This window comes from Providencia sp. 2023EL-00965 (assembly GCF_033550225.1).
Lineage (GTDB): Bacteria > Pseudomonadota > Gammaproteobacteria > Enterobacterales > Enterobacteriaceae > Providencia > Providencia manganoxydans.
The window spans coordinates 19,754-39,345 of record NZ_JAWUEH010000022.1 but is presented as its reverse complement, the minus strand read 5'-3'; the positions used below and the strand labels follow the sequence as shown (position 1 = coordinate 39,345).

16 protein-coding genes are annotated in these 19,592 nt (G+C 38.5%); 9 read left to right on the top strand and 7 right to left on the bottom strand.

Annotated features, from left to right (window positions below):
* The first annotated feature begins 67 nt into the window (after window positions 1–67).
* The 5 genes from SC428_RS20565 (at window position 68) to megL (ending at window position 4,536) form a co-directional block, all read left to right on the top strand.
* The gene (locus SC428_RS20565; RefSeq protein WP_070926461.1) at window positions 68–856 is read left to right on the top strand and encodes an endonuclease/exonuclease/phosphatase family protein; all 789 of its coding nucleotides are present in this window, start codon (window positions 68–70) and stop codon (window positions 854–856) included.
* Window positions 857–942: 86 nt separating this feature from the next.
* Window positions 943–1,512 (top strand): DUF1287 domain-containing protein, encoded by a 570-nt coding sequence (locus SC428_RS20560; protein WP_081335896.1) that lies wholly within the window; start codon window positions 943–945, stop codon window positions 1,510–1,512.
* 228 nt (window positions 1,513–1,740) lie between these two features.
* Window positions 1,741–2,928, top strand: a complete 1,188-nt coding sequence (locus SC428_RS20555; RefSeq protein ID WP_070926457.1) for an FAD/NAD(P)-binding oxidoreductase — start codon at window positions 1,741–1,743, stop codon at window positions 2,926–2,928.
* A 13-nt stretch (window positions 2,929–2,941) separates the two neighbouring features.
* Window positions 2,942–3,334 carry a hypothetical protein gene (locus SC428_RS20550; protein ID WP_070926455.1) on the top strand — a complete coding sequence of 131 codons (393 nt, stop codon included), beginning with the start codon at window positions 2,942–2,944 and terminating at the stop codon, window positions 3,332–3,334.
* 17 nt (window positions 3,335–3,351) lie between these two features.
* On the top strand, window positions 3,352–4,536 hold the full coding sequence (gene megL / locus SC428_RS20545; protein WP_140187076.1) for a methionine gamma-lyase: 1,185 nt from the start codon (window positions 3,352–3,354) through the stop codon (window positions 4,534–4,536).
* A 93-nt stretch (window positions 4,537–4,629) separates the two neighbouring features.
* Here megL and SC428_RS20540 read toward each other — a convergent pair whose 3' ends face one another.
* Window positions 4,630–6,012, bottom strand: a complete 1,383-nt coding sequence (locus SC428_RS20540; RefSeq protein WP_318710047.1) for an amino acid permease — start codon at window positions 6,010–6,012, stop codon at window positions 4,630–4,632.
* Window positions 6,013–6,281: 269 nt separating this feature from the next.
* Here SC428_RS20540 and queE point away from each other — a divergent pair, with 269 nt between their 5' ends.
* A complete protein-coding gene (gene queE, locus SC428_RS20535; protein ID WP_140182939.1) occupies window positions 6,282–6,953 on the top strand; it encodes a 7-carboxy-7-deazaguanine synthase QueE in 672 nt (223 codons plus the stop codon).
* A gap of 35 nt (window positions 6,954–6,988) precedes the next feature.
* Here queE and queD read toward each other — a convergent pair whose 3' ends face one another.
* The gene (gene queD / locus SC428_RS20530; RefSeq protein WP_318710045.1) at window positions 6,989–7,351 is read right to left on the bottom strand and encodes a 6-carboxytetrahydropterin synthase QueD; all 363 of its coding nucleotides are present in this window, start codon (window positions 7,349–7,351) and stop codon (window positions 6,989–6,991) included.
* Between the two features lie 237 nt (window positions 7,352–7,588).
* Here queD and cysJ point away from each other — a divergent pair, with 237 nt between their 5' ends.
* From cysJ to SC428_RS20515, 3 genes are read left to right on the top strand one after another with little or no spacing between them, the layout of a single operon-like run.
* Window positions 7,589–9,394 carry an NADPH-dependent assimilatory sulfite reductase flavoprotein subunit gene (gene cysJ, locus SC428_RS20525; protein WP_140182938.1) on the top strand — a complete coding sequence of 602 codons (1,806 nt, stop codon included), beginning with the start codon at window positions 7,589–7,591 and terminating at the stop codon, window positions 9,392–9,394.
* Entirely contained in the window at window positions 9,394–11,124 is a 1,731-nt protein-coding gene (gene cysI / locus SC428_RS20520) for an assimilatory sulfite reductase (NADPH) hemoprotein subunit (RefSeq protein WP_318710042.1), read from the top strand. Before cysJ ends, cysI begins: the two co-directional genes overlap by 1 nt.
* Window positions 11,121–11,855, top strand: coding sequence for a phosphoadenylyl-sulfate reductase (locus SC428_RS20515; RefSeq protein WP_140187080.1), 735 nt, complete (start codon window positions 11,121–11,123; stop codon window positions 11,853–11,855). Before cysI ends, SC428_RS20515 begins: the two co-directional genes overlap by 4 nt.
* A gap of 62 nt (window positions 11,856–11,917) precedes the next feature.
* Here SC428_RS20515 and SC428_RS20510 read toward each other — a convergent pair whose 3' ends face one another.
* From SC428_RS20510 to treR, 5 genes are all read right to left on the bottom strand, one after another.
* Entirely contained in the window at window positions 11,918–13,306 is a 1,389-nt protein-coding gene (locus tag SC428_RS20510; RefSeq protein ID WP_318710039.1) for a carbohydrate porin, read from the bottom strand.
* 55 nt (window positions 13,307–13,361) lie between these two features.
* The gene (gene pgmB, locus SC428_RS20505) at window positions 13,362–14,009 is read right to left on the bottom strand and encodes a beta-phosphoglucomutase (protein ID WP_318710037.1); all 648 of its coding nucleotides are present in this window, start codon (window positions 14,007–14,009) and stop codon (window positions 13,362–13,364) included.
* Entirely contained in the window at window positions 14,002–16,725 is a 2,724-nt protein-coding gene (locus tag SC428_RS20500; RefSeq protein ID WP_318710035.1) for a glycoside hydrolase family 65 protein, read from the bottom strand. Before SC428_RS20500 ends, pgmB begins: the two co-directional genes overlap by 8 nt.
* 25 nt (window positions 16,726–16,750) lie before the next feature.
* Window positions 16,751–18,172, bottom strand: a complete 1,422-nt coding sequence (gene treB / locus SC428_RS20495; protein ID WP_318710034.1) for a PTS trehalose transporter subunit IIBC — start codon at window positions 18,170–18,172, stop codon at window positions 16,751–16,753.
* Window positions 18,173–18,293: 121 nt separating this feature from the next.
* Window positions 18,294–19,259 (bottom strand): trehalose operon repressor TreR, encoded by a 966-nt coding sequence (gene treR, locus SC428_RS20490; protein ID WP_283126376.1) that lies wholly within the window; start codon window positions 19,257–19,259, stop codon window positions 18,294–18,296.
* Window positions 19,260–19,592: the final 333 nt, after the last annotated feature.

Below are 19,592 nucleotides of genomic sequence, written 5' to 3'. Positions count from 1 at the left end.
ACAGGGCAGATAGTTTATGAAATTGCTAAAATGCTTTTAATTTCCAATAATTGTAGGGATCCGAAACGTGGCGAAAAGAACCTATTCAGTAAGATATATTGCAGGTCAGCCCGCTAAACGTATTCAGCCAATGCCTGTGCATATGCTAGGTGATTCATTACCCGTAGGTTTGCCTTTGTTTGCTGCGGGGGAAACCTTAGATGTTGTCACTTGGAATATTTATAAACAACAGCGCTCTAACTGGAAAGCAGTACTTAATGAGCTGGTTAAGGATAAAAAGCTTATCCTATTGCAAGAGGCTCAAATGTCACCTGAATTGATTTCTTTTGCAGCATCACACCAACTTATCGCTGATCAGGTTCCTGCTTTACCTTTTTCACCACACCCTGCTGGGGTTATGACATTAGCTACTTCACACCCTATATATTGTTGCCCTCTGCGAGAAAAAGAACCTTTATTACGGCTAGTTAAATCTGCATTGATCACTGTTTACCCTTTACCTAATGGAAAGCACCTTATGGTAGCGAATGTGCATGCCATTAATTTTAGCTTTGGTGTGGATGTTTACATTAGGCAATTAAGTAAACTCGGTGAACATATTGCTAAACACGTTGGTCCCGTTCTTTTAGCTGGTGATTTTAATGCATGGAGCCGTCAAAGAGTAAATGCATTGAAACGCTTTGTAAGAAGCGTAGGTTTAAAGGAAGTGAGTTATAATAATGACCAAAGGACTAAAGCATTTGGTAGACCTTTAGATTACTTTTTTTATAAAGGTCTCAAGATAAAAGATAGTTATGTGATAAACACTGATGCATCAGATCATAATCCGATAATTACACAATTTGATCTGGTATAGAGATATTTAAGATTAGCTAACCTTTTTTGGGTTGCCGCTTTGTCTTACATTTTGATCTGATTCTCAAGATGTTAGAGGGCAATTCAATGCGTGTATTTTTCATTCTCTTGTTTGTATCTAGTTACGTTGTGGCAGATAACAATCTACTTCTCGCTAGGCAAGCAGAACAACTTCCTCGAATTGTTATTTACGACCCTTCTTATCGACAAATTAACTATCCAAATGGGGATGTTCCTCAAGGCTATGGAGTTTGCTCTGATGTGGTTATACGAAGCTATCGCAAAATAGGTATCGATTTACAGCAACTTCTACATGAGGATATTAAGAATAATTTTAGCCAATATCCTAGCCAAAAAATGTGGGGTTTAAGTAAGCCCGATACAAATATTGACCATCGTCGAGTACCAAATTTAGAAGTTTTCTTTTCACGTAAAGGTATTACTAAACCGATTACATCAAATGCAGAAGATTATTTACCGGGAGATATCGTTTCTTGGCGTTTAGATAATGGGCGTCCACATATTGGGATAGTGACTACACATAGAACGGTAGATAATAAACGGTATTTAATTATGCATAACATTGGATATGGACAAGTATCTGAAGATATATTATTTCGATGGGGTATTGTTGGTCACTACTCATACTTAAAGTAAAAGATAATCAAAAAAAGACTGATTTATTTTCAGTAAGTGATAAATAATGTGCTTAATTATAATTTTGTTTATTTTAAATTTTTGATATTTTAATTTTCGTAATTAATTTCATTTGTTTTATTAGTATTAATTGTCAAATAAATGCATGGCGAATTATTTAATTTAAGCTATATTTGTTCAATCAAGCGTTATTTACTTGAAACTCATTGAAATATAGGTGGCTATAGAATGAAAAATATTATTATCGTTGGTGGTGGAACTGGTGGCACAATGCTAGCAAACACCCTTGCTAGGAAGTTAAATAAAGATATTTTTTCTAAAAAAATAAAAATAACACTAGTTACAGATAACCCCATTCATTATTATAAACCAGCCTTTATGTATGTTGCATTTAACTTATTCTTTAAGGATGAATTAAGTCGCGATCAACAGTCATTATTACGACCAGAAATTAATTTAGTCATAGATAAAATTGATTCTTTTGACTTTAAGAATAAAGAGTTAAGAGGCCATAGTGGTAAAATATTGAATTATGATTATTTGGTTATTGCGACAGGTTGTGTACCTAGACCCGATAGAATCGAAGGATTAAAAGAGATAGGTAATCATTTTTACGCTTATGAGCCTGCACGAAAATTAGCAGATCAATTATCTAAAATAGAAAAAGGACGAATTTTTATCACGGTTTCATTTCCAGAAACGCCTAATGTACCTCATCAATGTGGCATTGCTCCAATGGAAACAACGCTGATGTTGGATGAGTTTTTGCGCAAGCGGCGTGTGAGAGACAATATTGAAATTGTTTATACCTACCCAACCGTCTCCCAGCTATTACGAAATTGTCTTTTCATGCAGCAACCTGTTTGTGAAGCTATCCCTGAAATTTTTGATATGAAGAATATTAAAGCCCAACGTGGGTTTACTTTAAATAAGGTTGATCCTGATAAAAAAATAGCTTATTCAAAAGAAGGTGATGAACAACCTTTTGATATTTTAATTAGTACCCCACCAATTACTGCGGTAGAAGCTGTTATTAATACAGGTTTAAGTGAACACAATAATGGTGAAGGCTGGTTGCCAACTGATCATGAAACTATGCAAGTTTATGGTACAGAAGGTGTTTATGTTATCGGTGATACAGTTGACTTACCAATTAGTAAGGCTGGAGGTAGCTGTCACAATCAAGCATCAATTATAGCGGATAATATTTGTGGTGAATTAACTTATGGGTATCCAGCTGCTATCTATGATGGGCGTGTACAAGCTGTTGCGCAAATGGGATTAAATGCAGGTATGCCATTACAGTATGATTACAAACACGATGTGATACCTACTCCTGCGACGAAAGTGGGAGGACTATTAAGAAATGGTTTTAATAGAGGTATCTATTGGGCCGCTATTCGTGGTTTAGTGTAAAGGGAGATTAATTATGTCAAATGATAATGCACAATCTAAATTAATCGAGTTAATTAACTCTGAATCTGCGGCTCACCTTGCTGATAAATTATCACCTTTATTACAATTAAAACGTTTAGATAATATTGTTGATTTACTTTCTTTGATATCTGATCTCGTTGATATTTTAGATTTGGCTACAGTAGAAAAATTAGCGAATTCATTTGAAGATACGTTATCGCCAGTTTGGGAGCTAAGTACTGCGTATAACATGGCTAAAATGGAATCGGTATATGATGATAAAAAACAAAACTTTCGTTCAGTTTATAGCTTATTGAAGGATCCAAATACATTACGGGGAATAAGTATCCTACTCAGAACATTGCAAATTATGGGTTCAAGGGTACCTCTATCCAATGAAAAGTAATTTTTTAGGAGAGTGGTATGAGCGTAAATAAAACTAATGCTTTCGAAACAAGGATTATACATAGTTTTTATAATCAACAAGAAAATAAAGGTGCATTGGTACCTCCTGTATATCAAACATCTACCTACTCATTTAGTAGTGCAGAAGAAGGGGCTGCTTGCTTCAGTGGAGAAAAAGATGGTTATATTTATACAAGGATCAATAATCCTACTTTAGATTTATTAGAGAAAAGGATTGCAGATTTAGAAGGTGGAGAAGCTGCCATTGTATTTTCATCAGGAATGGGAGCAATAACATCAACCTTTTGGTCCTTAGTAGTTCCTGGTGACGAAATATTAGTGGATATGACAGTTTATGGATGTACTTACTCATTTTTCCATGGTGGTCTTGAGCGGTTTGGTCTTAAAGTACGTCATATTGATATGAGTGACCCAACAAATGTGGCTAATGCAATAACTGAAAATACCCGCGCTATTTTTTTTGAGTCGCCAGCTAACCCTGATATGCGTTTAGTGGACATACAAGCAGTTAGCCAAATAGCTAAACGTAACAATGTGATCGTGATAGTTGATAATACCTACTGTACACCTTACGTGCAGCAACCTCTCACTTTAGGAGCAGATATTGCCATTCATTCATTAACAAAATATATGAGTGGTCATGGTGATGTAGTCGCGGGTGCTGTGATTACAACCAAAGAAATCGCCGCGAAAATTAGAATGGTAGGCCTAAAAGATATGACTGGCGCTTGTTTGTCACCACATGATGCTAGTTTAGTGATGAGAGGAATGAAGACCTTACCCGTGCGCTTAGAACGTATTGTGAAGAATGCTCAAATTGTTGCACAATATTTAGAGTCACACCCTAAAATAGCCTCTGTTATTTACCCAGGTTTACCCAGTTTTAAACAATATGAGCTTGCGAAAAAGCAGATGAAACTTGCAGGTGGAATGATTGCCTGTGAAATAAAGGGGGGACTAGAATCAGGTAAGCATTTTTTAAACCGTCTTAATTTGTTCTCTAGAGCTGTTAGTTTAGGAGATTGTGAATCTTTAGCGCAGCACCCTGCCAGTATGACGCATTCAACCTATACGCCTGAAGAGCGCCAATTTTATGGGATCAGTGATGGACTACTTCGATTATCTATTGGTTTGGAAGATGTTAATGATTTGATTGAAGATCTTGAGCAAGCTCTCCAATAATAAGTGGATAAAAAACGCCCCAACGGATTAAATTGGGGCGTAGGTTTTTGATATTAAGTTATTAGTTGAAAATCAAGCAACTGATGTTTCAACTTAATTCTGAGAGGCGTCACCTTTTTGGAACGAGCGCATAATAAAGAAAGTTATTGTCAGTATTACTACCCATACACAGCCAACAATTAAGGCTATCTGAGTATCTTTAAAAAAACCGAGTAATGCGATAACGAACGCCATAAATGCAATGGTGATCGCAGGGCCGATAGGCCAAAATGGCACCGGAAATTTCAATTTTTTAACTTCTTCTTTGCTCATTTTACGGCGCATCGCTACTTGAGACAGTAAGATCATTAACCAAACCCATACCGTTGCAAAGGTAGCAATTGATGCAATAATAACGAAGATCCGCTCAGGTAACAGGTAATTGAGGTAAACACCGAGTAACATAACAACTGACATCACTAAAACAGTGACCCATGGCACACCATTGCGTGTGAGCTTAGTGAAAACTTTAGGTGCCTGTTTATCTTGAGCCATACCATACATCATACGTCCAGCACCAAAAATATCACTGTTAATAGCGGAAACGGCTGCGGTTATCACGACGATATTTAGAATGTTTGCAGCAGAGGAAATGTTTAAGCTAGAAAAAATTTGGACAAATGGGCTACCATTTTGACCAATTTGGTTCCATGGATAGATACACATCAATATAAATAGTGTTAATCCATAAAATAATAAAATACGAATAGGAACGGCATTGATGGCTTTAGGAATTGTTTTTTCTGGATCTTGAGCTTCACTTGCTGTGATACCAATCACTTCAATACCACCAAAGGCAAACATCACTATAGCTAAAGAGGCTATCACCCCAGCTATACCATTAGGCATAAAACCGCCATGCTCCCAGAGGTTTTGAATACCAACAGCATGCTCCGTTTCTTTACCGAATCCATAAAACATAAGAAAGGCACCACCAACAATCATGGCAATGATTGCGGTAACTTTGACGATGGATAACCAAAACTCCATTTCGCCAAAAATTTTCACGTGGCAGAGATTAAGTGCGCCAATAAATAAAACAATGCTGAGTACCCATATCCACTGATCTACATGCGGGAACCAAAAGCCCATGTACATCCCAAATGCAGTAATATCGGCAAGGCAGACAACAAGCATTTCAAAAACATAGTTCCAGCCAGTCAGGAAACCTGCTAATGGCCCCATATAATGGCTAGCGTAGTGAGAGAATGAGCCAGGCACTGGGTGGTGAACTGCCATTTCACCTAAGGCACGCATAACCATAAAAACGGCTGCGCCACCAACCATATAGGCAATAAGAACAGCGGGGCCAGCCGCTTGTATTGCAGAGGCTGAGCCATAAAACAGGCCCGTACCAATAGCGGAGCCAAGCGCCATAAAGCGAATGTGCCGGACACTCAATCCCTTTCTAAGTTGGTTTGTTTTACTACTTTGCATGTTTTTTCCTGTCGTGATCTACCGAATATTGTTTCGGTTTTTTTATCTGATGTACTTCTTCTAATCCAAGCTAGTTACATTACCATAAAGTAGGATAACCAGAGAAAGATATCTACGATATACTTGTCATACTTTAAGTTGAAGGTCCTTGAGTGGCGATGTGCACGTATGCCAGCTACATAATTTTCTATGCAGCTTATTGGCTTAGCTGCAACCTTAATTATTTAGAGTATACAATACACATTATGCTGACAGCGTTAGAGAGTGCGATGAATTACCCAATTAATGAAATTTTTCAAACATTACAAGGTGAAGGTGTGTTCACCGGTGTTCCTGCCATTTTTATTCGTTTACAAGGTTGCCCTGTGGGTTGTAGTTGGTGCGATACCAAACACACGTGGGAAAAAGAAAAGGATAAAGAAGCAACGCTTGGTGATATTGCACTAAAAACTATTGATACAGACAGATGGGCGCTAGCTAACAGTAATGAACTGATTAACCTGATGAATGAAAAAGGTTATACAGCAAAGCATATTGTCATTACCGGTGGGGAGCCATGTATTTATGATTTAGTTCCTTTAACCAGCGAATTAGAAAAACAAGGCTATCAATGCCAAATTGAAACCAGTGGAACTTATCCGATCCAATGCTCTGCTCAAACGTGGGTAACAGTTTCTCCTAAAGTGGGTATGAAGGGGGGATTACAGGTGCTTACGGATTCAATCAATCGAGCGAATGAAATTAAGCACCCAGTGGCACGTGCAAGAGATATTGATGATTTGGATAGCTTACTCGCAAGGCGTACTGTACTGAATACTCCGATTGTTGCATTACAACCGATTAGTCAAAAAGCTTCAGCAACTAAACTGTGTATTGATACGTGTATTGCGCGTAATTGGCGGCTTTCAATTCAAACACATAAATATTTGCATATTGCTTGATGTGCCGCGATGCTCACGGCATATCAGTCATAGCATTACTTACCGCGGTAAATACAGCCTGCATTACAGGTTTCTTTAACGGTAACAGCGCTTAAGAGTGGCAAGAGGGGTTTGGTTTTATGCCAAATCCAGCTTGCTAGCACTTCACTGGTTGGATTTTCAAGGCCATCAATATCATTCAAATAATAGTGATCAAGCTGATCTAAAATGGGTTTAAAGGCTTGCTTGACGTCACCAAAATCAATAATCCAACCACTTTTTGTGTCAACCTCACCCGTTAGCTCTAATCTAACCATGAAAGAATGGCCATGAAGGCGACCGCATTTATGGCCTTCTGGTACATGAGGTAGCTTGTGAGCGGCTTCAAAATGAAAATCTTTATAGATACTTGTTGTCATAATACACTCCTAATAAATCAAAACGCAGCGTATCCTACTGTAATTTGTCCTTCAAGCTACTTATTTTACCGAATTATCAATAACCGTTTTTATGAGTATGATCTACAAACGAATTTCATTAGGCTTTTTAGCTATTACTTATGGCAATACTTTCTTATCCCATTATTGGAGGGTGTTATAACCTGACAAACTATCGGGGTAGTCATTGATGATAAGCAACTCTGGGGTTACAGGATAATGACAAATAAACAGCCTCCAATATCGGCATTGCCAATATCAACGGAGCAACTTTCTCGTTTGCAGACAGCGGTTGATGACTTTTCATCACACCAGCTTGCTTGGCTGTCTGGATATTTGTGGGGAATGGTCAATCAAAATACGGTGACAAGTGTACCGACTAGTGCACCTGTCCCACAAAATGAAACGATAACCATCCTTTCTGCTTCACAGACAGGAAATGCACGTCGTTTAGCTGAACAATTAAGAGAACGGTTAATAAGCGAAAAGCTTAATGTAAATTTAGTGAATGCGGGTGAATATAAATTTAAGCAAATCGCTCAAGAAAAAGTATTAGTCATTGTTGCATCAACGCAAGGTGAAGGGGAGCCAGCTGAAGAGGCTGTTGCTCTATATAAATATTTGTATTCGAAAAAGGCACCTGCTCTTAATGATACCGCCTATGCTGTTTTTGCACTTGGTGATTCGTCCTATGAAAAATTCTGCCAAGCAGGTAAAGATTTTGATACTCAATTGGCGAAGTTAGGTGCGCAATCATTACTTAATAGAATTGATGCAGACGTAGAATATCAAGCTGAGGCTGAAAGGTGGGTTGAAGAATTAACGCAGTTGCTTAAAGCAAGAGTTCCATCACAAACTGCTAGCCAGTTAATCGCGGCTCAGACTGGTTCGGTTGATGAAATCCATACATCACCTTATACAAAAACCGCACCTCTTACAGCATCCTTGTCTGTAAATCAAAAAATCACAGGCCGTAATTCATTAAAGGATGTTCGTCATATAGAAATTGATTTGGGGGACTCAGGCCTGCGTTATCAGCCGGGGGATGCGCTAGGGGTATGGTTTGATAACGATCCTTTGCTTGTTGATGAGTTAGTACAGCTCTTATGGTTAAAAGGTGATGAAAGTGTTCATGTAGGTGAAAATACTTACACTCTTCGTGAAGCATTGACTCATCATTTAGAGCTCACACAGAACACCCATTTAATTGTTGAAAAATATGCACATCTTTCAAAAGATGATTCATTGTTGGGTTTGATCAGTGATAAACAAGCTATTTTGCATTTTGCGCAAAATACGCCGATCGTGGACATGGTAAGGCATGCAGCGGCGCAACCGACGGCTCAAGAGTTTGTTGATATTTTAAGGCCATTGACTCCAAGGTTATATTCTATCGCCTCTTCACAGGCAGAAACAGAAGATGAAGTTCATGTCACCGTGGGAGTCGTGCGTTATGACATCGATGGTCGTGCGCGTACTGGCGGCGCTTCAGGGTTTTTAGCGGATCGTTTAAAAGAAGGTGATGAGTTACGTGTTTTCATTGAGCACAATGATAACTTTCGCCTTCCCAGTGATACCTCAAAACCTGTGATTATGATTGGCCCTGGTACTGGTATTGCCCCTTTTAGAGCGTTTATGCAGCAACGCGATAATGATCAAGCAACAGGAAAGAATTGGCTATTTTTTGGTAATCCACACTTTGTTGAAGATTTTTTATATCAGGTGGAATGGCAACGTTACGTGAAAGATGGGCTACTCACTCATATTTCACTAGCTTGGTCGCGCGATCAAGCTCAAAAAGTGTATGTGCAAGATAAGCTACGCGAAGAAGGTGAACAGGTATGGCGCTGGATTGAAGAAGGTGCGCATATTTATGTTTGTGGTGATGCTAATCATATGGCACGTGATGTTGAACAGGCTTTACTGGATATCATCAGCCAATACGGAAATATGGATAACGAATCGGCGGATGAATTTTTAAGTGAGCTGCGCGTAGAGCGCCGGTATCAGAGGGATGTCTACTAATGAGCGAAAAAAAATATGGGCCTTTGGTCGTAGAAGGCAAGCTCGCTGATAGTGAGCGGATGAAAAATGACAGTAATTATTTACGCGGAACGATTAAAGAAGATTTAAAAAATGGATTAAGCGGTGGTTTTGAGGGAGATAACTTCTTGCTGATCCGTTTTCATGGCATGTACCAACAGGATGATCGGGATATTAGAGCTGAACGAGCGGAGCAAAAGTTAGAACCTCGTCATGCAATGATGCTGCGTTGTCGGCTACCTGGGGGCATTATCACGCCGAAACAGTGGCTTGATATCGATAGATTTGCATCGGAACACACGTTATATGGCAGTGTGCGTATCACTAACCGGCAGACATTTCAGTTTCACGGTATTTTAAAAGGTGACGTGAAGCCTGCTCATCAAATGTTGGCTCATGTCGGTTTAGATGCATTAGCGACAGCGAATGATGTCAACCGTAATGTGTTATGTACATCTAACCCTGTACAGTCAGAATTACATCAACAGGCTTATGAATGGGCTAAAAAAATCTCTGAGCACTTATTGCCGAAAACAAGTGCTTATGCAGAGATTTGGCTTGATAAAGAGAAAGTGGTTACGACAGATGAAGAGCCCATTTTAGGTAAAACTTATTTGCCTCGAAAATTTAAGACATCGGTAGTGATCCCACCACTTAATGATGTGGACTTACATGCGAATGACATGAACTTTATCGCAATAGCACAAGATGGTGAGCTGATTGGTTTTAACGTACTGGTGGGGGGGGGCCTTGCTATGACCCATGGGGATACGGCGACCTTTCCTCGATTAGCCAGCGAGTTTGGGTTTATTGCATTGAAGGACACTTTGGCTATTGCTGAAGCGATAGTGACCACTCAACGTGATTGGGGTAATCGAACTGAACGTAAAAACGCAAAAACCAAATATACCCTTGAACGGGTCGGTGTTGAGGCGTTTAAACAGGAAGTGGAGCGACGTTCAGGGGTCACATTCGGTGATATCCAACCTTATCAATTTACTCATAGAGGGGATCAGATTGGTTGGTTAAAAGGGATAGACGATCGTTGGCATCTCACGTTGTTTATTGAAAATGGTCGTTTAATTGATCTTCCTAATAAACCGTTAAAAACGGGGGTCGCTGAAATAGCCAAGATCCACCAAGGTGACTTCCGTTTAACCGCAAATCAAAACTTGATTGTTGCGGGTGTGCCTGAAGAAGAAAAATCACGGATTGAGTCGATTGCGCGTGCACATGGTTTAATCAGTGATGAAATCACTTCACAGCGTGAAAATTCAATGGCCTGTGTTTCTTTTCCGACGTGCCCATTAGCGATGGCAGAAGCGGAACGTTTTTTACCAGAATTTGTTACGCAAGTTGAACAGATCATGTCATCACATGGTGTGGGCCATGAACACATTGTATTACGGGTAACTGGATGTCCAAATGGTTGCGGTCGCGCAATGCTGGCTGAAGTTGGATTAGTGGGGAAAGCCCTTGATCGATATAACTTACATTTAGGGGGAAATCGTATAGGAACACGCATTCCTCGTATGTATCGAGAAAATATTAGCTCAGCAGAAATTTTATCTATCCTTGATACACTGATAGGCCGTTGGGCAAAAGAGCGTGAGGAGCAAGAAGGATTTGGTGATTATTTAATTCGTAGTGATGTTGTGAAACCGGTGCTTAATTCTGCGGTTGATTTCTATGAGGTAAAGGAGGCAGTATGAGTCAGCTTGAACTTACTGAAGTATTAAACTTAGATAAGCAACAGCAAACTGCTTATTTATCTGATTTTAATGCTCAGTTAGAAAAACAGGATGCAATAAAAAGGATTGAATGGGCTCTAGAGCATTTACCCAATCAATTTGTATTATCATCCAGTTTTGGTATACAAGCTGCACTAACGTTGCATATGGTGACACAAGCATTGCCTGATATACCTGTTATTTTAACTGATACTGGGTATCTATTTCCTGAAACTTATCATTTTATTGAGCAGTTAACAGAAAAGCTTAATTTAAACTTACAGGTTTATCGGGCTGCAAAATCACCTGCATGGCAGGAAGCTATCTATGGTCAATTATGGGAGCAAGGGTTAGACGGTATAGAACAATATAATCAGCTCAATAAAGTTGAGCCAATGGAGCGCGCTTTGCATGAATTAAATGCACAAAGTTGGTTTTCAGGGCTACGTAGAGAGCAATCGGCAAGTCGCTCCACATTACCTGTGTTGAGTATTGGTCGAGGGATCTTCAAAGTCTTGCCAGTGATTGATTGGAATAATCGTCAAGTACACGAGTATTTGACCAAATATGATTTACCTTATCATCCTCTTTGGGAACAAGGATACCTATCTGTTGGTGATACTCACACAACTCGTAAATGGGAACCGGGTATGAGTGAAGAAGAAACCCGCTTTTTTGGTTTAAAGCGAGAGTGTGGGTTGCATGAAGGGTAAGTTACTGCAAATAACTTGAGTGGCTGACCAGATAAATCAGCCACTCAATGTTTAATTCAATTTTAGAATAAGTATTTAAATCTGACCCTGGAGCCATAACGATCTTTATCGCTATTTTTCACTTCGATATCTTTTCCATCAATTACAGAGTAGTAAGCGCCGATATAAATTTTAAAATTATCCATATCAAGTATGTTTGGTAACTCATATGAAGTATATAAAGTGTGAATATCATATTTTCCTGGACCAAAAATGACTTCATTATCGATGTCACTATCATAATTTAATGCGTAGGACTTGATATCATTATGAGCGTAAATATAACCTAGCTGTAAGCGGCGCCATAAAATATTAGTACCGGTAGTAAAATCTGTTTCATTGCTAGCATCTAAATAAGCCGTACTCCAGTTTACGTCGATACCATTTGTTGGATCATCTTTTAAGCTATTCCAACCTAGAGTTAAACCATATCCATTACGCTTAGATTGGTTTTTAAACTCACCTGTATTTTTATCTTCATAGCCATAAGCATTTTGAATAACATTACTTTCAATAGCGGCGGCTACTTTAAAGTTGTCTTTATTCCAAGCGATCACAGGTCGAACATAGATAACATTTTTCTTATTGATTTGTTTTCGCCCATGGTATTCGCCATCGGTAAAGATACTGGTGCCATCTTCAATTAATAGATTTGTTTCAAAATACCAATTATCGTATTTAGTATTAAACATCATGCTGCCGCCACTATTGCTTCTTCCTCGGCCTTCTTTCATCATATAGATATAGCCAAAGCCATCGCTATAGGTATCATTCGCGGTATTACCTGAATACTCAATAAAGGTATCTTGATTTAATGGGAACATATCGTAGGCTTCATAGCGGCCTAATTTTATTTGCCAACTCTCTTTTTTACCAAAATAGAAATTGGCATCATCTAGACCAATTTGTCCATTAATATTAGCGAGTGGTTGAACGGAAAAGCCTGCGTAGTTGTTATTCTCTAAGGAACGCTCACCATCAAGTCCAATTAGAATACGGCCATTAATTCCCCATTTATCGTAATCACCAAAATCTTTATCTTTTCCTGCCTGAGTATTTACTGAGGTCAGTTGTCCTTTTTTACTGGCAATATCAGTATTAAATTCGACATCACCGTAAAGTTTAAGTTTGCCATATTGGCTATTAGTTTCGATTAAATGTGGGGCTTCAGTATGATTTATCGTGGCTGTTGTATTATTGATTGGTTGATTAATAACTTGACGATTTTGTAATGCTTTTTCTAAATTAGCTGCTTTTTGTTCAGCAAGTTCTGCTCTTTTTTCAGCAGCAAGTGTTCTTTGCTCTAAAAGCGCTAAACGTTGCTCTATTGATAGAGAACTTGTATTAGCTTCGGTTATAACAGGCACAGCTAATCCTAAGCTAACAGCAGTAGCTAATAGTTTAGTTTTCATTCTTTATTCCTTGTTTATATCTGGATGGAAAACAGAGTTTCCATCCGATAATTTATTATTTGATTAGTGTATGTATGTCTATTTCAGTTAATGAGTGCACTTCACGATCAGCTTCAGGCAGTGGGCCTTCAGCGATAATACCAATAGCATAAATCCTCGCTTTTTTAAGGGCTTGAATTCCTGCCATTGAATCTTCAAAACCAACACAATACTGAGCAGGCACATCAATGAGCTGCGCTGCTTTTAAAAAGATTTCAGGATCGGGTTTACCTTGTTTTAATGACTTAGGATCAACAATAGATTGAAAATAGTGCTCTATAGCCAATTTTTTCAATATCGTTGGCGCATTTTGGGATGCAGAGGCAATAACACAAGGTATATTGTATTGGTTAGCCTGCTTAATTAAATCTAATACGCCAGGTAAAATATCTTTTGGGCTAATGTTATCGAGTAACTTTAAATAATATTCATTTTTTCTTTCCGAGAGCATATTTTTCTCTTCAATAGTAAATGAATTTTGCTTATTACCATGACGTAAAATTTTATCTAATGACTCTACACGGCTAATTCCTTTTAAGGATTGGTTGAATTGTTCATCAATGTCAATCCCGATTTCGCTAGCCAGCTTTTTCCAAGCTAAATAATGGTAACCGGCGGTATCAACAATAACACCATCAAGATCAAATATGAGTCCTTTAACCATTAGCGTTACCCTCCTTAGAATTTAAGGATAAAGGTGTGTTAGGAACAAGGCTATAGAGGTGGTTATTGATTGATATTGTGCATGCTTTATCACTCATAACGGTAATATTGTTATGAGTTACCTTGATGTGAAACAAAGCACATTGGTGCCTTAATTTAAAACTTAAGCCTTGCCACTGTTTAGGTAACGATGGTGCGATATTAAGAATATCTTGTCGAATATCGACACCAGCGTAAGCCATGATCGTAGTATTTAAAGTCGCTGCCATCACTCCAGTATGTATGCCTTCAGCTGTCGTTCCACCTTGGATATCGTTGTAATCTGAGTACAAAGCATCCTGATAGAGTTGCCACGATAGGTCATGGAGCTGTATTTGTTCGGCTAAATAAGCATGAACAATGCGTGATAAGGTTGACCCATGAGAGGTGCGTTTAAGGTAATAATGTAGATTTTTCTCTGCAAAGCTTTCAGATAATGAGTGGCCCAGAGATTCAATTAAAGATTTCACAGTTGTTTTATCTAAGTTATTAAACAACATGAGTGTGTCGGCTTGTTTAGCGACTTTGAAATCATCTGCTGATTTATTTTCTTTACGTAGGATCCGATCCATTCGATAAATATTGCCATATTTCTGGCGATAACTTTCCCAGTCGAGATCATCTAACGCAAAGTAGCCTGCAAATTGCTCAATAACGTCATCTTGATTTAGCGTGACAGCGAGCTGCGTTTTAATTTGGCAGAGCTTGTCGAGCGTATTTGCAGAAAAACCAAATTCAGATAATTTGTCAGTAAAACGTTTATCGCGATACAGCGTCGTCATCTCATTGAAAAGCCACGCCACCATTAAATTGGTATAGGCATTATCTTTTAGGCCACCTTCTTGAGCATCGGCATATTTTTCATGAAATTCATCGGGACCCATGACGCCACTGATATGAAAACGTTGGTCTTGCTCATCCCACTGACATAGGCCAAGCCAAAATAACGTGATGTCATTGAGCAGCTCTAAGCCATACTCTTTCATAAATAGGTTATCAAGGGTATTACGCCAATATAGCCACACGTTGTAAGCGATAGCTAATGAAACATGGCGTTGGCGACAACTGTGGTCAGGATCCCACTGACCAGATAATGGATTTAAATGCAGAACTTGAGTTTGCTCTGTACCATCGTGACCTGACTGCCATGGGAACATAGCACCTTGGAAACCGGCGGCCTTCGCTGCGAGTCGGGCAGTTTCTAATCGACGATAGCGATAGAGTAAAAGTTGGCGAGCGGTATCAGGGAAATGCATGATATAAAATGGGAAAATGAAGATCTCATCCCAAAAAATATGCCCTCGATAAGCTTCTCCGTGTAGCCCTCGTGCGGTGACGGAAACATCAAGTTTATTTTTTTCGTTACTAAACGGTGACGCTGATGAAAGTAAATGGTAGGTATGTAGACGTAATAATTTTTGCGTCATTAAATCCCCTGATACTGCAATATCAGCTTCATCCCATAAAGTTTGCCATGCTTGTTTTGTTTCTGCTAACTGGGTTTGCCAAGAGGGGAGTTCCCATTTCGTAATATCTTGCCAATTATCGGGGTAGGCCGTAGATGTGGTTAGCGCGACACTTTTTTCAACAGTATAGGGGGTATTTTTCTGAGCATTGAATATGATACTTTGCTCAACAACTGAGTCAGAAAAATGGCAAATAATGTCTTGTGGTGAAAAGAAATCACCACAAAGAGAGGATGCTAAGCCAATCCCTATTTTTGATTGATGAGTTTGAGCTAACAGATAAGCATTTTGTTGCTTTGCACCACCTTCTAACACACTGTAATGGTTTTGATTTAGGCTACGATATCGTTCTACTCCCGCATTACAAGTGTTCCCTTCTAAGCGAGTGAGAAGGGTCATTTCGCCAGAAAAATTTAACGGAATAAATTGGTAATGTAGGCAGTAATGAGACATATTTGCCATATTGGCAAATTTGAAACAGCGAATATTCAGTTGTTTCCCGTCTGTTGTTTCAATAAGCCAGTCAGAAGATAGGACACCGGTTTTAAAATCTAAATGGCGGGTTAGAGCAAGTGTGGTTACATTATTTGGATGAATGTAGTCGCCATCTCCGATTTTAAGCGAAATAAACTGGCCATTAGGTGCATTAACAAAGTCTTCGTTGACCACTTGGTGATCGTTGACTTGAGAGGTTGCTTGATTATATAGGCCTGCAATATAAGTTGCAGGGTAATAATCATGACTAGCTGTCATCTCCGGTAATGTACCGCGCAGGCCAATATACCCATTTGCCACCGTTAGTAGTGACTCTTGGCAATACTCATCTTTCCCTGACGTTAAACCGGAATACTCAATTGACCAAGTAAGTTCTTTTTCCCGATGAATGAATTTCCTCTCTAAGCTGTTCTGTTGATTTACTTCCCTGATATTTTCAATAATAAATGGCTTATTAAGAGATTCAGTAAATAAATTTGCGACATCAATAGTTTTATTATCTTGTGTTTTTATCACATAAGATTTTTTTCCATCGCCATCGACTGGCCGTTGTATAACGCCACCGTCAATTAATTGAAAGTCGCTATTTATTTTCTTAGCAATATTTAACCAGTCATGATAAGTACTATTTACGGTGTCAAAGGTGTAATCATATTTATTATTATTGTACCCAACAGACACGCTGATATCTGTAAAAGCAATGTATAAGTAATTCATAATAAACCTTAAATTTGATGATATATTAATTAGCTTGTAGCGTGCCTTTTCTTTCTTTATAGCGATAGGCGATAACGGTTAATGCAATGGGAACGACAACGGCGATGACCATAGCGAACAGGTAAACTAACCAATAAGTTGGTTGTATCGATAAAATGCCAGGTAAACCACCCACGCCAATACCATTAGATAGAACATGGTTTAAACCGCAAACCAATCCTGCGAGTGAGGCACCAACCATCGCACATAGCATTGGGAAGCCATATTTTAGGTTAACACCATACATAGCCGGCTCTGTTACACCCAAATAGGCTGAAATAGCGGCTGGGATAGTAATTTCATGTTCATTTGCTTTACGGCTAACAATAATGATACCGACAACCGCTGAAGCTTGGGCAATATTTGATAATGCGATAATAGGCCAAATAGGGGTGCCGCCGTAACTTTGAGTCATCTGTAAGTCGATCGCTAAGGTTGTGTGATGTAACCCTGTGATCACCATTGGTGAGTAGAAAAAACCGAAGATAGCTGAGCCAATAGGCGCAAAGTCACCTAGCATTAATAGCTTGATGACTTCGGCAATACCGTTGCCAATGCTTCTGCCAATAGGGCCTAAGATAACGTGTGCGACGAAGACTGAGATAATCAATGTGACGATTGGAACAATAACCAATTTTAAATAATCGGGAATGTAACGGCGTAAACGGGTTTCAAACCAGCCGAGGAATAAACCTGCTAAGATAGAAGGGATGACTTGCGCCTGATAACCGACTTTCTCAATTGTAAACAGCCCAAAGTTCCAAACATCAGGGATTTGTGAGCCTAAATTATAGGCATTCATTAGCTGAGGAGAAACTAAAGTGATCCCTAATACTAAACCTAGGGCTGGAGTACCCCCCATCTTTTTAGTTGCAGACCAGCAGATGCTAACAGGTAAAAAGTGGAATATTGCTTCACAAGGTAACCATAGGAAATCATAAATAGGCTTTAACCAAGGATAAAAATAGGTTAAAGGTTTATTATCCGATACAGGCATCTCACCAATAACGTTACGCAAACCTAAAAGTAAACCACCACAAATTAAAATAGGTAATAGTGGTACGAATATCTCTGCCAAATTTGCGATAAGCCTTTGCCAAAAACTCATATTTTTTTTGGCATCAGACTTTACTTCATCTTTACTTTTTGTTTGTAACTCAAGATGCTTTGAAAGAATTTGATAATAGTGGTCAACATCGACACCAATAATAACTTGGAACTGTCCGGCATTATTAAAACACCCCTTAACAAAAGGGATTTGTTTTATTTTATCTATTTCTGTGATATTAGGGTCATTAAGAACAAAGCGCAGCCTTGTTAAGCAGTGAGAAACACTAATAATATTATTTTTACCGCCAATCAGTGCAATAAGTTCTTCAATGGCCTTTAAATCTTTGGCACTAGGCATATTTATTTTCTCATCGTAGTTATGTTTTTTTTAATATATATCCTTGTTGTCATTATTTGAACGGGAACGTTCCCATAACTAGACGATGATCACAAGTAATAATAATTACTTTCTTAAGTTATTAATTTAAATTATCACTGGAGATAATGATTTTTTGTGGCGGAACATCTTCTTTTGCCATTTTAATCAATATATTAGCAGCCTCTTTCCCACTTTCTCTAAAGCCTAAACGGTAGAATTTGGTTTGAGGAAATAAAAAGGCCAGTAAATCATTTCGCCCAATACAGGCCACATCGATATGATTCATGTTTTGTTCGGATAAATACTTTTGTACACCAAATGCTAATGAGTCTGTTGCGCACAGTATGGCTTGTGGTGATGTGGTTAAGATCTCTTTAGCAAGCATATAGCCACTTTGGTAATTAAGTTCACCTAATTGTGCGTGAGGGGTTAAACCTTGCTGCTGACAATAGTGTAGATAAGATTGGTAACGGAGTAGGCCCGTTGTTTCATCGTGAACATTGATCCCGATATAACTTATTTGTTGGTAATTTTTTTGTTTATGAAAATAGTGCATAAGGTTTTTAACCGCACTTTCATCATCGTGACAAATAGAGACAAAACCTTCTAATGGTCGCGCAATAACAACCATTTTTTGTTTCCAATTGGAGAGCTTATTGATATCAATGCCTGAAAAAGCAAAAAAGACAATCCCATCAACCTTTTGGCGAGTAAGCATTTTAATATGTTCTTCAACTTTTTCCGGTTTAAATTGACTCTCTAAAATAATAGGGTCGATATTATTTTGATAGAAAATAGGTAGCATGGAACTGACTGCTTGGTTTTCAGCATAAGAATCTAAACGCGTCATGATGATGCCGAAAGAGCGGTTTGAATAGCCTCGCATTGCACGGGCAGATTTTGAGGGAGTAAATTGGTATTTTTCAATTATTTGATTAACTTTTTGCCGAGTCTCTTCATTAACCATTGGGTCTTGATTAATCACCCTTGAAACTGTTGATTTACCTACGCCACATAGCTTTGCAATATCATTAATGGTGAGTTTCTTTTTATCCGTTTTTATCATAATGTTTTGTCTTTATTAGCTAAATACTTATAAGGGCTTAGTCATTTATATTTATTTTCTATTTATGTGCTTAGTCTAACTCATTTTTTTCAAGGCATCTGTAGAAAAGAAGCGAACAATATTTATCTTAGTCGTGAAATTGCGTTTTGCTTTGATGCCATTATGAGTATTTCTTCTTCATAACTCATTAGGCTGACTTATTCCTTTAGGTTACATCTAATAAACTTTTAGCATTTCATAACCCCACTTGCACGTCATATAGTCAATTTAAATAGTCGTTTCATACTCGTCATCCTTCAAGTTGCAGGGGTGTTGACTACGCTCAGCTAGCCG

Coding starts and splice junctions, on each gene's coding strand:
- cysJ (WP_140182938.1), top strand. CDS start 7,589: ATGACAAATAAACAGCCTCCAATATCGGCATTGCCAATATCAACGGAG.
- SC428_RS20540 (WP_318710047.1), bottom strand. CDS start 6,012: ATGCAAAGTAGTAAAACAAACCAACTTAGAAAGGGATTGAGTGTCCGG.
- treB (WP_318710034.1), bottom strand. CDS start 18,172: ATGCCTAGTGCCAAAGATTTAAAGGCCATTGAAGAACTTATTGCACTG.
- SC428_RS20555 (WP_070926457.1), top strand. CDS start 1,741: ATGAAAAATATTATTATCGTTGGTGGTGGAACTGGTGGCACAATGCTA.
- queD (WP_318710045.1), bottom strand. CDS start 7,351: ATGACAACAAGTATCTATAAAGATTTTCATTTTGAAGCCGCTCACAAG.
- pgmB (WP_318710037.1), bottom strand. CDS start 14,009: ATGGTTAAAGGACTCATATTTGATCTTGATGGTGTTATTGTTGATACC.
- SC428_RS20550 (WP_070926455.1), top strand. CDS start 2,942: ATGTCAAATGATAATGCACAATCTAAATTAATCGAGTTAATTAACTCT.
- cysI (WP_318710042.1), top strand. CDS start 9,394: ATGAGCGAAAAAAAATATGGGCCTTTGGTCGTAGAAGGCAAGCTCGCT.
- SC428_RS20500 (WP_318710035.1), bottom strand. CDS start 16,725: ATGAATTACTTATACATTGCTTTTACAGATATCAGCGTGTCTGTTGGG.
- megL (WP_140187076.1), top strand. CDS start 3,352: ATGAGCGTAAATAAAACTAATGCTTTCGAAACAAGGATTATACATAGT.
- treR (WP_283126376.1), bottom strand. CDS start 19,259: ATGATAAAAACGGATAAAAAGAAACTCACCATTAATGATATTGCAAAG.
- SC428_RS20560 (WP_081335896.1), top strand. CDS start 943: ATGCGTGTATTTTTCATTCTCTTGTTTGTATCTAGTTACGTTGTGGCA.
- SC428_RS20515 (WP_140187080.1), top strand. CDS start 11,121: ATGAGTCAGCTTGAACTTACTGAAGTATTAAACTTAGATAAGCAACAG.
- queE (WP_140182939.1), top strand. CDS start 6,282: ATGAATTACCCAATTAATGAAATTTTTCAAACATTACAAGGTGAAGGT.
- SC428_RS20510 (WP_318710039.1), bottom strand. CDS start 13,306: ATGAAAACTAAACTATTAGCTACTGCTGTTAGCTTAGGATTAGCTGTG.